The organism is Methanomicrobium sp. (assembly GCF_055145805.1).
On record NZ_JBSREC010000012.1, the window covers coordinates 1 to 14,167 of the forward strand.

Below are 14,167 nucleotides of genomic sequence, written 5' to 3' on the forward strand. Positions count from 1 at the left end.
CTGATAGTAAAATTTGAATGTCAGCCATCTTTGTTTTCAGTATTTTAGTATTTTCAAGTCATAAACTATAACGGCATTCATAGGGATGGACAGGCATCCCTGCATCAGGTGATTTTTATTTTAGAGGTCTGCTCCTTATGTATTGCCTCATGCTTTTGTTGGTTAGTTCCGGGAGGATAGGGAGCTGTTTATTTTTTTATTGATTCTATTAATTTTTCTCTCCCCCAACCATTAATACTGTAAGACCATTGAGTTGAATTTAACAAAAGATCCCAGTAAAATTTTTTGTTTTCAGATTTGGAAGTGTTATATTTCCTCCAATATTCATTTAGGTCATAAAGCGTCTCATTAGGAAGTGATTTAATTCTCTCTTCAAACAATTCAAGGAAGAATAAAGAACCAGAATCTGTTTCTTTTTTCTCAATAAGAATATAGTCTCTATAAGCAGGCTGATAGTTATTTATCAATTCATTCTGCATATCAGCAATTTTATCTTTTGATAAAAAATGAATTTTAATCTTTTCAATTATTGATTTTTCCTTTAATAATTCTAAAAGTGGCTCTGATGACATCAAATCATCTTTTTGTTTTTATAATCTTAAAATTATCTGCCAAGAAACTTTTAAATTTTTTTCTGGAACCGCCTGCCCTTTTTTATTTCAGACTATGATTGATTAGTTCCGGGAGGATAGGGAGCTGTGGTGTGAGATATTCCAGATAAATATTAAGTCAGCTTATAGCAAACAATTCATTGAACTTATTAATTTAAGTTCAGGGGATTGATCAAAAAATGACTTATAAATGTGGGGAAAAACCCGGAATTGGAACTTACACATGCACCAAATGCGGAGCGCAAAAAAGACTTGATGACAAAACTGATGTATTGCCACCTTGTTCAACATGCAACAATTGTGAGTTCAGAAAGTAATTTTAAAATCTTATTCTATTTTTTCTCTTAAGATAAACTCTCTAAAGTGAGATAATTTTTATCATGCCATTGCCTGCCCATTTTTTATTTCCTCATGCTTTTGTTGGTTTAGTTTCTAATCAGGAGATATAACAGCCCTTCGCAGGGATGGACGGGCATCTCTGTATCAGGCGGTGCATATTGAAATCATGTTGGCATTTTTGAGCTCAAATTCTTAATCCTTATGATGTTCTTTTGTATTATCGATTTTTTTTGATGTTTTGTTCCGGGGGATTGTGAGAAGGAAAGAATTAATCTCAATTAAATATATAAAAAAAACTGATTGACAAATGACGGGCAAAGAGGGTTTTTTGAAGAAAATAAATCGGGGAGTAAAGAATATCCATAATAATTATTCATTAAACAAACAGGCAAATAATGATAGTAAATATTTAAAAGAATCTATTTTAAGGCGTTTTGAAGTTAGGATGCTACAAAACTTATGTAAATATTACAAAATTGGAAAACCTAATAATGAAAAATACAATTTTGAAACAGGAAATTTTGTGAAGATAAGGCTGACCAAAATTGACTGGGTTGAATATTCTGCCCATAAACTGAGTCTTGAAGAAATTAAAAAATATGCAAAGAGTCATCAGATTAATATCCGGGATATCGAAGCTGAAGAAAAACAGATGGAAATTTCCAGAGAAAAAAATTATTTTGAAAAAAAGGAAGAGATCAACAAAACAATTCCAAAACAAAATAATGAATTCTTAGATGTCGGGGATCTGTTTGAGGATACTTCCTTCACTAATATTTTTGATGATTTGATATCTTCTATCCGAGATTTTAATCCTTTAAGAGTTTATAATGAGGAAAAATATTATCAGATTGAATTGACCGGGTGGCTGAAATCCCATTTTCCAAACTCTTTTATAGATATTGAGGTCCAAAAAGGATATTCAAGACCTGATATTATCGTTGATAATATTGCGATTGAAATAAAAGGCCCGACATCTTCAAAGGATCTTGAAACAATATTTGGAAAATGTCACAGGTATTTACAGGATTATCCTTATCTTATTGTTGTTCTTTTTACCGTTCAGGTGGCAGAAGACAGATATAATGACTGGGAATATGGCCTGAAACAGCATTTCCCTGAAGTTATTGTCTTAAGGAAATGAAAAGTAATCAGAATATACTTATTTTAGGGTTATCTGATTTTCTTAGTATGGAATAATATCTCAAAAAAATGAAAGCGCCCCCAACAGGACTCGAACCTGTGACATTCTGGTTAACAGCCAGACACTCTACCAACTGAGTTATGGAGGCTTGCGCAATTTACCATGTAAGTTGCCAATAGAGGTTTACTTCTAAGCTTTTAAAGATTCTTAAATTTGGTTGAGTTTCTTTTCTTCACAGACTCAAGTATTGCTATTAATGAATCGATTTCTTCATCCATATTGCTGACCAGATCAAGTGCTTTTTCGGTTGCAACCGCCCCTGATGGCGATGCTTTGATGTAACCCAGCTGCTCTAAAACCTTGAGTGAGTAGCGCACACGGTGGGAAGGAATGTTTAGGATCTCAGATAGTTTTAGAATTCCAATCGGCTGATTCTCTTCCACAACCTGAATCACTTCAAGATGTCTTCCGACAAGCTCTATCTCGGTTAAAAGTTTCTGAAGCACAATTATCTCTCCTTTGGCATGAAGGGCGCTTTAATCCCTTTATTTTATTTCTTATTTTTTTGGATGATATTCTGCATTTATTGATGTTATATGATATTCCTGATATTATATCTGCATCTGCCGGAAAGTCTGGTAAGTTAATATACCCGCAGACCCCGGTAAAATCATTGTCAGTTGCAATAATTTAAACCGTTTCCTTTTCTTTTTTTATCTCTATGATTCCGGTCTTCTTATCCTTTTTAGTCTTCCTGCTCGCTGAGCCATGCTTTATCATTCTTATAGTGCCTGATAAACAGCACAATTAAAACAACTGCAACAATTGCGCATATAGCTGATATCTGAAGACTATAGAATGGAATCAGGCCGAAAAATGCCAGAATTGAAAGTGCAGCGAGGAAAAATATCCCGTTTAGCATCATTGTCAGCTTGGCGAATTTCATCTTTAGTGTTCTTTCTGCTGATGCATTCATTATCCTAAAAATAGTACGTCAGTTGGTAAAATTACTTCTAATTATGAATCGAATAGTAAGGGTAAAGCATTATTATGAATTCCCTTGACAGGTCGACAGAAAATGCGGATGCGAAGGCATACGTTATGTTCGCATCTTCGGATAATCCTGATATGCGGTATCTTACGGGATTTTGCGTTAGTGATCCCGTTCTTTTTATAAGGCATCCGGAAAGATGCGGAACCCTCATCGTACCGCAGATGGAAAAGACGCGCGCATTATCAGAATCCGGGTGCAATGTGATGACACGCGGCGAAGCAGGTTATTTCGGCTACCTTGAAACAGAGCCGGATCATTATACCGCCCAGGCGAGAATGATTGCCGAACTGGCAGGCGGAAATGTGCTTGTGCCGCGTGACTTCCCTTTGATTCTGGCAAGAGAGCTTGAAAAATTCTGTAAGGTGAAAGTCGACAGGGGAACAGTTGAGCAGATTCGTTCTGTGAAAAAACCCGAAGAGATTAAGATCATCCGCCGCTGTCAGAAGGCAACAGATGAGGCGATGGATTTTGTCATATCAATGATCAAAAACGCAGACTCTGATAACGGGGAACTCTGTATCGGTGATATACCCTTAACATCAGATTACCTTCGTGGCGAGATGGAGTGTTTTCTCTTAAAAAAAGGGTTTGTTGCAAGGGATACAATAATCTCATGCGGCCCTGAGACTTCAATGCCTCACTGCACCGGAGGCGGCGTGATTTTAGAGAACGAGCCTGTCATAATTGATATATTTCCAAGTGATGTCAAAACCGGCTACTATGCTGATATGACACGGACTGTTGTCAGGGGAGAACCTTCCTCTGAGATCGGGGATATGTACAAAACAGTATATGAAGGCAAAGAACTTGCAAAAGATATGATTCGGTCAAAAGCAACCGGAAAATCTGTTCATAACGCTGTTCTGAAATTCTTTGATGATTCCGGATACAAAACCGAAACTGAAGGGTTTATTCACAGTCTTGGTCACGGTGTCGGTCTTGCAGTTCACGAGTCCCCATCCCTTTCACCTTCCGGGGGTGAACTGGAAAGCGGAAATATTGTAACGGTCGAACCAGGTCTGTATTATAAAAAAGCAGGCGGCGTAAGACTTGAGGATATAGGGCTTGTCGGGGAGAACGGATATGACTGTTTTACAAATTATAAAGAGGTGCTCAGGATATAATGGACGAAGATATACTTGAAAGCTACATGGCAGCAGGAGAACTTGCCAAAAAATTACGCGACAAAGCGGCTTCAAAGGTAAAACCGGGTGTTTTAATATTGGATCTCGTAGAGGAGACCGAAGCTGAAATAATATCCGAAGGCGGGGAGATTGCATTTCCCCTAAATATTTCACTAAATGATGCGGCAGCACACGACACCGCATCAAAAGGTGATATGCGGGAGTTTTCGGCAGGAGATGTGGTAAAGGTTGATCTCGGAGTTCACATGAACGGCTATGTCGCAGATACAGCGGTGACAGTTGACCTCGGAGAAAATCCTCTTCTGGTTGAAGCATCCAGAAGTGCTTTAAATGCCGCACTTGCCCTTGTAAAGCCCGGTATCAGAACAGGTGAGCTCGGTGCTGTAATACAGCATGAGATTGAAAGCCGGGGTTATCTCCCGGTCTCAAACTTAACCGGACATGGTCTCGGCCATTACCTCCTTCACGGAATCCCGACAATTCCAAGTGTTGCAATAAACGGCGGCACTTTGATCGAAGAAGGGATGACATTCGCAATAGAGCCTTTTGCAACAACAGGCAGTGGTCATGTGTCAGACGGACCTAGAGCGGAAATATTCAGTCAGATCTCAAAAAAACCGGTGAGACTCCCCAGTGCGAAAAAACTGCTGAGAGATATTGAGAAGAGAAAGACCCTGCCGTTTTCACGCAGATGGTACAGTGATAAAAATACCGACATAAACATTGTAAGATTATGCCAGCAGGGCATACTGAGGGGATATCCTGTTCTTCATGACATCCCCGGCTCTCTTGTTTCACAGGCAGAGCACACCGTAATTGTAACAGAAGACGGTTGTATAGTTACAACCGCCTGAAAACCGCCCGGTTGATATCAGAGATACCATTATCCCAACCGGAGAGATATATATTAAGTTGTACGCATGTCTTTAGAAACAGATTCTAAATCCTTAGAAACAATGGAATTTTTGCTGACCGTCGATATCCTGAATAAATATGAAAACCTGAATATGGATGATCTGCCGAAAAAGTTCAGAAAAATTTCAGACTCAAAGGGTTGTAATACAGATATAGAAAGGCCTGTTACCCTAAGTGAGAGTGTTGCAGACAGGGTTTTGGGAATGGAGGGAGTTTACCAGACCGTAAGCAAAAACCCGTTTGTGAAATATGATGATTTCGGAAAGAGATTTGGTATTTCAACACTTGATGCAGCGGCAGGATGGTTTTTCAGACAGGAATCGGCAGCAGAATTGATCGCTGCCAACCCTGTGCTGGCATATTATTATGAACAGGCAAACACGGGCAGTGTTTCATATGAATCCGCAAAGAATTCAATTGTAAGCTATACTGATTCAAAAGAATATCTTGAGTCCAGAGTTGATGAGATTGTAGGCACTGACGAGGAGCTTTTGGCTGCACGCGGACTTATCCTCATCAGTTCACCTGAAGAGGGTGAATACTCCCTTGATGATCTTGTATGCACACCCCGTCAGGAAGAAACCATAAGAAAAATAAATATAGCGCTTAAAAACCGCGATTATCTTCGTGATCACAGGATTTACGAACTTGGAAAACTTCTGTTTGTAGGCCCTCCCGGAACGGGAAAGACTTCTCTTGCGCTTGCAATGGCAAAAAAGCTGAAAATGCCTCTTTTAGAGGTGAGGCTTGCAATGGTCACATCCCAGTACCTTGGTGAGACCTCAAAGAACATTGACAGAATATTTGATCTTGCAATAAAACTCTCTCCCTGCATACTTTTCATAGATGAGTTTGACTTTGTTGCAAGAAGCAGGACGACAGAGGATAACGGGGCAATGAAGCGTGCTGTTAACATGCTCCTTAAAAATATAGATACAATCAGTTTTGTCAAAAACGGTGTTCTTCTGATAGGTGCCACAAACCATCCTTCTATGCTTGACGATGCCGCATGGAGGCGGTTTGATGATGTTGTGGAGTTCCCCCTTCCTGACTTTGAGATGAGGAAACAGATACTTCAAAAGATTACACAGGAGCTTGACTGCACCTGTGATTATGATGATCTCGCAGCCGAAACAGAGGGTTTTACCGGAGCGGATCTGCGTATTATGATAAAAGAGTCTGTCATCTCTGCTCTTATGCGTGAAAGCTTTGTAATGACAGAGTCCGACATACAGCAGGGTATGGGTATCGTTCGTGACAGGGATCTGATTCGTCAGAGCGTCTCAATATGAAGATAACAATACTTGGAACCGGAGATACCGTAGGTACTCCAAAGGTGGGATGCAGCTGTGATACCTGCACACTTGCAGTAAATGAAAAAAGAGAGAGACTCCGGACCTCATTTTTAATCGGGAATGAGGGCCGCAACATTCTGATAGATACATCGCCTGATCTGAGAAGACAGCTTTTAAAGAATGGTGCGCCTAAAATTGACGCTGTTTTGTGGACTCACGGACATTATGATCATATCGGCGGATACAACGAATTTTACAGGATTCAGAAATTTCCTCCTGCATATGCTGCAAAATGTGCAATGGATGATATTGAAAAATTCTTTCATTTCCTTAAATTTGAAAAGAACAGGTGTGAACCATATGAACCCTTTGAACTTTACGGGATAAAATTCACATTCCTTGAGGTTAATCATCCGCCAATGTATACCTGTGGAATTTTAATGGAGTGCGGCGGCAAAAAAATCGGATATACATCTGACACAAATGATAATCTGTCCCAAAAAACCAAAGATGCCTTAAAAGGCTGCGATATTCTCTTTCTGGATGCCCTGATGCCTCCTGATGTTCATATCGGAAAACACATGAATTATTCAGAAGCGCTCTCAATTGCAGAAAGTCTTGGTGCAAAGGAATTCCATCTGGTTCATATGAGTCATAACATTCCGTTTAACTGGGCACATACGGCAGTTGACGGGGCTGTATTTGATATATAACTCCGTTTACAAAAAATCGGCATTTCACCTGTTTTTCATGCAAGACCAATAATATTATACTTGTCTGAATGCCAAATGTATGGTTACCTATGGAGATAAAGATCATTGAGCTGACTGACGATATGGCAAAAATTGCTTTTGTCGGTGAAAGCCATACCTATATGAACGCATTAAAGGAAGAGATTCTTAAAAATCCCAATGTGGACGTTGCCCAGTATTACCATGAATATATCTTCACAGATCCGATTCTCGTTGTGAAAACAAAAAAGAAAAAAGACCCCGTTGATGTTATTAAAAAAGCTGCTGAAGCTCTTACAAAAGAGTGTGGAAAGCTCATTAAACAGGTTTCAAAAGCCTGATATTTTTTATTTTTTCCTTTGATCTATTATTATATCCTAAAAAAGCGCCTGAAAGATTATTTTCCGGCTGTCCTTTAAATGTTTACGGGGCACTATTGTGTTATATTCTAAGGTTTTTTTGTGATTTAAAAAAAGTATTGTGTATATTTTTATAACTTCTGCGTAAAGCCTATTGATCCGGCTACCCTTGTAATTTTAACCCTCACATTCTGGCCCGGTTTTGTACCTGCCACATATATTGTATATTTTCCGACCTTTGCAACACCGTCACCACGCTTAGAGAGGAACTGAATCTCGACATTCATCTCGGCCCCCTCTTCGATCTGATTGGCAATCATTGCCTTGGCCTTTCTCTTTCTGACAGGTCTGTGACCGCCGCATGCATCACATCTGAGGGTGTTGATTCTTCCCTCTTTGACCAGTCTTGTATCAGGTTTTCCACATTCGGAACATATGACGTAATCTTCAGTGTACTTGTCAATTAAGGCCGCTATCTGTGTTTTATCAAACTTTCCGTTAAATATTGCTCTGTTTCCGTCGATTTTTCCTGCAGTACCAAGTTCTCCGAGGAAATATTTCATTATGTGATCCTGATCTCTTCTGAGAACGGATACTATTTCTGAAAAGTTTTCAAGAACTGTTGTCTTTCCCTCGATGTAAACTCTGGCGTCCGGCACTGAAAAACGGCCTTCATCACCCGACTTTTCGGTGATATTGGTATATGCCTCCTTTAAAAGAGATTCATATGGGTCAGTCATGATATACTTATATGCATCCACCGGTATTAATTATGCTTTTTTTAGCATAATGTTTTGAAAATTTCCCCTGATTTTTTTCAGGTATGGATTATGATAATTAAAATTCCAATAATTATTTCCCTGGTCAAAAGAGCAAAATCTGACTTTATGATAAAAAGGAACAGTTATTTCTGATAACCATAATCTGTTATATTAAAAAGAGCAGGTGTCATTATCAGGAAAAAATCCTGCGGCCTGCAATCAATATCGCGGTGAAAGAAAATTGTCTTTGGATAAAGCATATTTAAAAAAACAGGGGAGAAAAAAATTAAGCCCTTTAGGGAGTTACATTATTTTCGGGGTACTGATATTTACAATATTTATCTCCGAGATTGCCCTCTATCTTTTTAGTGATGGCATTACATTGTTTATCTCTCATATTTTCTTTTTCCCGCTCTTCTTTATGGTTTACAAATACCCTGAAAACGGTTTAAAAATTTCATTATCTCTGGGAATATTATACCTTGCAGTGGTATTTTTCTTTTCATATCCCAAAATATATGATTTGGAGACAGGGATTCTTTTCTTTTTTGCTTTTATTGCTATAGGTACCGGATTAACTGTTCTTACAGAAGATCTTAATTCAAGTAAATCAAAACTCCGTGAATTCAAGAAAAATTACAAGAACCTTTTTGAAAATACGAATGATTCGGTATTCGTTCATAATCTGGCTGGTGAAATTCTCATATGCAACAAAAATGCAAAAGAGTTGTTCGGTCTTTATGGGGTGTGCCATAAGGGTATGACGCTTGGCGATCTAACTCCGGTATTTGGCACATCTGTCTTTGAGGATTCAGGAGAATTAGTAATTAAAACCGGGCGGGCAAACTTTGAGACTTCTGTTACAGTACCTGGTGGTAAAAAAAGGTATTTTGATGTAAATTTGAGGATAACAGACTCCGAAGAGGGTTATGTGCATGTATTCCTTAGAGATATAACAGAGAAAAAAGAGGCTTTAATTTACCTTGAAGAGAGTGAAAACCGCTTTCGTGTTCTTACAAATCAGATCCCCGAGATGATATTCGAACTTGACAATGAGGGCTCTATAACATTTGCAACTCGTTATTCGCTCAATATGTTTGGATATGAGCCGGATGAACTTATTTCCGGCATGAAACTCTGGGATATTTTAGCAGATTCTGAAAATGAGAGAGCAAAACATAATTATGAATGGTTTTTAACAGGTCATATTGTAGGTGCTACTGAGTATATCGGGAAAAGAAAGGACGGCTCTTTTTTTCAGGTAATGATGAGTCTGAGCTATATATTCGCAGACTCTGAAATAAAGGGACTTCGTGGCATTGCAGTTGATATCAGCCAGAGGAAAGAGATGGAGACTGCTCTAAAAAACAGTGAGAAAAATTATCGTAGTCTCTTTGAAAATTCAAACGATGCTGTCATAGTCTTTTCCAAGAACGGCAAAATAATCGATGTTAATGAACGTTTTATATCTTTGGTGGGATCCAACCGCGATGACGTCCTTTCACGGATCATTTATGATTTCTATCCTGTTTCTTCCCTTGATTCTATAAAATCAAGATTGTCTGAGATAGAAAATAAGAGCAATCTTTTTTTTGAGACTGAAATGCTTAAAAAAGACGGCAGCAGTGTTATTGTTGATGTGAGTGCAAGTCTGGTTTCTGGTGAAAAAGGGATAATTCAGTCTGTTGTCAGGGATATTACTGAAAAGAAAAAGGCTCAGGAAGCACTTATTGAAAGTGAGAAAAGGTTTAGAAATCTAACCGATCTCCTGCCCCAGATAGTCTTTGAGCTTGACAAAGAGGGTTTTATAACTTTTGCCAATAAAAATGCATTTGAATCTTTCGGGATTGAAAAGGAAGAATTTCTGAATGGTATAAACTTCGTGGATGTTATTGTTTCTGAAGACCGGGAGAGGGCAAGAGAGAGTTTTTCATGGATGCTTACCGGGATGAACTCTCAAAGGGCGTATGAGTATACTGCGCAGAGGTCTGACGGAACAAAATTCCCTATACTTATTTATGTGAGCCTTATTGAAAAGGCAGGTGAAATTCTGGGTGCAAGAGGTATAGGAATTGATATTTCAGGCAGAAAAAAGATGGAAGAAGCTCTCCTTGTAAGTGAGGAGAGGCTGAATCTTGCAATTCAGGGTGCCGGTGTCTGTGTATGGGACTGGGATATGGACGATGACCAGATGTATTTTGCAGGAAATTACAGGGAGATGTTTGGTTATCCCCTGGTTGATAAGGATGACAACCATTCTGACTGGAGAGAGATTCTTCAGGTCCAGTTCTTCTCTGATGTCATGGAATTCTTCACCGATGTAATTGATGTCGAGGAGAAAGGTTTTGATCCTGAAAGTCATCATTTTGAATCCGAATATCATATGAAGTGCAAAAACGGCACGTACAAATGGATAAATGTGATAGGAAAAATTGCGGAATGGGATTGTGAGGGGATTCCTTTAAGAATTGTTGGTATTATGCAGGATATTACCCAGATTAAGCAGTACCAGGATGCAATATACGAAGCTAACCGGAAATTAAACCTTCTTTCAAGTATAACGAGGCATGATATCCTCAATCAGATAGCAGGCATAAACGGGTTTACAGATCTTATGTTTAAGAAAGTGGCGGGAAATGAGGAGTTAATACACCACCTTGAACGCATAAAGCAGGCATCCGGAAATATTAAAGAGCAGATCACTTTTACAAGGGATTATCACAATGTCGGTGTTGAAAGTCCGCACTGGCAGAGGGTTGATGAAATTGCCATGAAGATGAAGGCAAAGGCCAAAAATATGGGTGTTTCATTCAATGTCAACTGCGGACCACTTGAGGTATATGCAGATCCTATGCTTGAAAAAATATTCTTCAATCTTATCGACAACGCAGATCGTCACGGAAAAACTGTGACCACTATTGATCTCTCTTTTAAAAAGGCAGCGGAAAAGGGTGTTGTTGTAATTCAGGACAATGGTGTGGGTGTCCCTGAAAACTTAAAAAGCAGAATCTTTGATCATGGTTTTGGAAGCAACACAGGGCTCGGACTTTTCCTGACAAAGGAGATCTTAAGCATCACAGGTCTTATTATCGCTGAAACCGGTATTCCCGGTGAGGGTGCAAGGTTTGAGATAACAATCCCGCCTGAAAACTACAGATTCGCAAAGGATGATTCTGAGTAGATATTTATGATATAACTGATAAAATCTGTAATATAAGGGAGATGTGGAAGATTTGGGAGAAATAAAAATTCTGGTGGTGGAGGATGACGAAATCCTTGCTGATCTTATCCAGTGGCGGTTAAAGGAGATGGGATACAAAAATTATCACATCGCAGGTACAGGAGAAGAAGGTGTTGAAGTTGCGGAAAGCTACTGTCCCGACCTGATATTAATGGACATAACTCTTCCCGGGGAATTTGACGGGATAGAGGCTGTTGAAAAGATCAGGGCTAAAAACGTGGATATTCCTGTCATATATCTAAGCTCACATATGGAGGATGAGATAATCGGACGTGCGATAAAGACAAAACCCTCGGGATACATCGCAAAGCCTTTTGAGGACTTTGAACTTAATATGGCTATAAAAATAGCTCTAAATCAATAACAATCAATTTTTTTCAACCCTGTTTCCTGCCGGGCTGTGCCCTTTATTTTTTGTGCTCTGAAAAAAATGTTTGGGCATCTATTATCTGTTCATAAAGACACATATTTTACCAATTATGCTGTGTTCCCGCGATATCGAATATATTGAAAAGGAAATAGGAAGATCTCTTTCTGATCTGGAAATGGCGTGTTTTGAAAACCTCTGGAGTGAACATTGTTCATACCGTTCCACAAAACCGCTCCTGCGCACCCTCCCGACCACAGGTGAAAATGTTCTGCTCGGGCCCGGAGATGATGCCGCCATTGTCAAATTTTCCGATGACATTGCAATTGCAATAGGAATGGAGTCTCACAATCACCCGAGCTATGTTGACCCATATGATGGTGCGGCAACAGGTGTCGGAGGAATTGTAAGGGATATAATATCAATGGGCTCAAGGCCTGTTGCACTGATGGATCCTTTATATTTCGGCGATCTTGAAGGCGAGAAGAACCGCTATCTTTTCGAGCATGTTGTGAGTGGAATAGGGGATTACGGAAACTGTATAGGAGTTCCGATTGTAAGGGGTGAACTTACATTCGACGACAACTACAGCGGCAATCCGCTTGTAAACGTTGTCTGTGTGGGTGTTGTTCATCCTGACAAATATCTTACCGCACGGGTCAAGAGTCCTAAAAACCGTCTCATTCTGTATGGTTCATCAACAGGAAGAGACGGTCTCGGGGGAGCATCCTTTGCATCACGTGATCTCTCCGAGGATTCAGAAGCAGAGGACAGGCCTGCTGTTCAGGTGGGTGATCCGTTTACAGAAAAGCTTCTTATCGAGGCTACACTGGAGCTTGCAGAAACAGGAAAGATTCTTTCATGCAGGGATCTCGGTGCCGCAGGTCTTGCCGGCGCATCATCAGAGATGTCGGGTGATTTCGGTGCAAGGATTGCGGCTGACAAGGTTCATCTCCGTGAAGAGGGGATGAATGAGGTTGAGATAATGCTCGCCGAATCCCAGGAGAGGATGCTTGTTGAGGTGGCGCCTGATGATCTCAAAGAGATCTGTTCAATAATTGAGAAGTATGATCTCAGATGGAGTGATATCGGTGAGGTCACAGAAGAGAAGCGGTATGTAATTACCTTCCACGGCCAGGTTGTATGTGACCTCCCTGTAGATCTTCTGGTCGGGGGAGCACCCGAGGAGGAATGGGACGGAGTTTCATATTCAGCTGAACAACCGTTTATTAAACCTGGAGAGGACTTAAAGACCCTCTGCAATATGATTCTTGTTCATCCCGATGTTGCTTCAAAGGAATGGGTCAAAAGACAGTATGATCACGATGTTCAGCTGAGGACAGTATCAACAGAAGGGGGCGCAGGCGTGATTCGCCTTGGTGATGCGGCACTTCATCTATCCTGCGGGTGCAGTCCGAGACAGATTGTATTAAAGCCTTATGAGGGCTGTGCAAATGCGGTCTATGAGAATGCCGCAAATCTCGCTGCAATGGGTGCAGAGCCTCTTTGCATCGTCAACTGCCTTAATTTTGCAAGTCCTGTTCATGAGACTATATTCTGGCAGATAAAGGAATGTGTACGCGGAATGGGCGATATGTGCAGAGAGCTTGATGTGCCTGTAGTCGGCGGCAATGTATCTCTTTACAATGAATCCGATGAGTTTGACACCCGGATTCTTCCGACACCCTGTATAGGGATGGCCGGAAAGGGGCCGCTGAGGACTTTTAAAAAGCCAAAAACAGGAATGAAACTTGGAATAATCGGCACTACAAGGCCGGAGTTTGGAGGCTCCATGCTTGATCTCCTGACAGGATGCGGCGGAAATGCTCCGGGGATACCTGACACATCTGTCCTTGAGACTGTAAGGAAGCTTGTAAACTCAGAAGCAGTATATTCCGCAATCGATATATCAAAAGGCGGGCTGATAGGTGCTCTTTCTTCGTTTGCACCTGCATGTGATATTAAAATTAAAGGATGTGCATTTGATGAACTTTTCTCTGAGTCATACGGCCGCTTTTTGATTGCATATGAGGATGAAAATAAACTTTCAGGAGTTGATTTCAGGCATCTTGGTGTTGCAGGCGGCAGTTCACTTCTTATTCATACAGATGACGGCGATGTTGAGATAACAAAAGCGGAGCTGGACGAATGGCTCTCATCAACAACAAGACTGATGAAATTTTAATCTGCTGTTGCGGTTAAATT

14 protein-coding genes and 1 tRNA gene are annotated in these 14,167 nt (G+C 40.2%); 10 read left to right on the forward strand and 5 right to left on the reverse strand.

Annotated features, from left to right (window positions below; genetic code table 11):
* Positions 1-188 precede the first annotated feature (188 nt).
* Entirely contained in the window at positions 189-572 is a 384-nt protein-coding gene (locus ACTB1O_RS00785; protein WP_462993237.1) for a hypothetical protein, read from the reverse strand.
* A gap of 218 nt (positions 573-790) precedes the next feature.
* Between ACTB1O_RS00785 and ACTB1O_RS00790 the strand changes: the two genes are divergently transcribed.
* Together ACTB1O_RS00790 and ACTB1O_RS00795 are read left to right on the forward strand one after the other, a co-directional pair.
* The gene (locus ACTB1O_RS00790) at positions 791-928 is read left to right on the forward strand and encodes a zinc ribbon-containing protein (protein ID WP_462993238.1); all 138 of its coding nucleotides are present in this window, start codon (positions 791-793) and stop codon (positions 926-928) included.
* Positions 929-1,473: 545 nt separating this feature from the next.
* Positions 1,474-2,094: a hypothetical protein gene (locus ACTB1O_RS00795; RefSeq protein ID WP_462993239.1), complete on the forward strand. Its 621-nt coding sequence runs from the start codon at positions 1,474-1,476 to the stop codon at positions 2,092-2,094.
* A 75-nt stretch (positions 2,095-2,169) separates the two neighbouring features.
* Here ACTB1O_RS00795 and ACTB1O_RS00800 read toward each other — a convergent pair.
* From ACTB1O_RS00800 to ACTB1O_RS00810, 3 genes are all read right to left on the reverse strand, one after another.
* Positions 2,170-2,242 (reverse strand) — tRNA-Asn (locus ACTB1O_RS00800).
* A 49-nt stretch (positions 2,243-2,291) separates the two neighbouring features.
* A complete protein-coding gene (locus tag ACTB1O_RS00805; protein WP_462993240.1) occupies positions 2,292-2,600 on the reverse strand; it encodes a winged helix-turn-helix transcriptional regulator in 309 nt (102 codons plus the stop codon).
* Positions 2,601-2,839: 239 nt separating this feature from the next.
* Positions 2,840-3,070, reverse strand: a complete 231-nt coding sequence (locus ACTB1O_RS00810; RefSeq protein WP_462993241.1) for a hypothetical protein — start codon at positions 3,068-3,070, stop codon at positions 2,840-2,842.
* 74 nt (positions 3,071-3,144) lie between these two features.
* Between ACTB1O_RS00810 and ACTB1O_RS00815 the strand changes: the two genes are divergently transcribed.
* The 5 genes from ACTB1O_RS00815 (at position 3,145) to ACTB1O_RS00835 (ending at position 7,575) form a co-directional block, all read left to right on the forward strand.
* Positions 3,145-4,272 carry a M24 family metallopeptidase gene (locus ACTB1O_RS00815; RefSeq protein ID WP_462993242.1) on the forward strand — a complete coding sequence of 376 codons (1,128 nt, stop codon included), beginning with the start codon at positions 3,145-3,147 and terminating at the stop codon, positions 4,270-4,272.
* Positions 4,272-5,147, forward strand: a complete 876-nt coding sequence (gene map, locus ACTB1O_RS00820) for a type II methionyl aminopeptidase (protein WP_462993243.1) — start codon at positions 4,272-4,274, stop codon at positions 5,145-5,147. Before ACTB1O_RS00815 ends, map begins: the two co-directional genes overlap by 1 nt.
* A gap of 66 nt (positions 5,148-5,213) precedes the next feature.
* Complete coding sequence (locus ACTB1O_RS00825) at positions 5,214-6,500, forward strand: ATP-binding protein (protein ID WP_462993244.1); 1,287 nt, start codon at positions 5,214-5,216, stop codon at positions 6,498-6,500.
* On the forward strand, positions 6,497-7,216 hold the full coding sequence (locus ACTB1O_RS00830) for an MBL fold metallo-hydrolase (RefSeq protein ID WP_462993245.1): 720 nt from the start codon (positions 6,497-6,499) through the stop codon (positions 7,214-7,216). The genes ACTB1O_RS00825 and ACTB1O_RS00830 overlap by 4 nt, the downstream gene beginning before the upstream one ends.
* 68 nt (positions 7,217-7,284) lie before the next feature.
* Entirely contained in the window at positions 7,285-7,575 is a 291-nt protein-coding gene (locus ACTB1O_RS00835; protein ID WP_462993246.1) for a DNA-directed RNA polymerase subunit L, read from the forward strand.
* Between the two features lie 149 nt (positions 7,576-7,724).
* Here ACTB1O_RS00835 and ACTB1O_RS00840 read toward each other — a convergent pair whose 3' ends face one another.
* Entirely contained in the window at positions 7,725-8,333 is a 609-nt protein-coding gene (locus ACTB1O_RS00840; RefSeq protein WP_462993247.1) for a translation initiation factor IF-2 subunit beta, read from the reverse strand.
* A 442-nt stretch (positions 8,334-8,775) separates the two neighbouring features.
* On the opposite strand from ACTB1O_RS00840, the gene ACTB1O_RS00845 reads away from it, so the two are divergent.
* The 3 genes from ACTB1O_RS00845 to purL all read left to right on the forward strand — a co-directional run bounded on the left by ACTB1O_RS00845 (position 8,776) and on the right by purL (position 14,147).
* Entirely contained in the window at positions 8,776-11,535 is a 2,760-nt protein-coding gene (locus tag ACTB1O_RS00845) for a sensor histidine kinase (protein WP_462993248.1), read from the forward strand.
* Positions 11,536-11,578: 43 nt separating this feature from the next.
* Entirely contained in the window at positions 11,579-11,959 is a 381-nt protein-coding gene (locus ACTB1O_RS00850; RefSeq protein ID WP_462993249.1) for a response regulator, read from the forward strand.
* Positions 11,960-12,074: 115 nt separating this feature from the next.
* Complete coding sequence (purL, locus tag ACTB1O_RS00855) at positions 12,075-14,147, forward strand: phosphoribosylformylglycinamidine synthase subunit PurL (RefSeq protein ID WP_462993250.1); 2,073 nt, start codon at positions 12,075-12,077, stop codon at positions 14,145-14,147.
* Positions 14,148-14,167 lie beyond the last annotated feature (20 nt).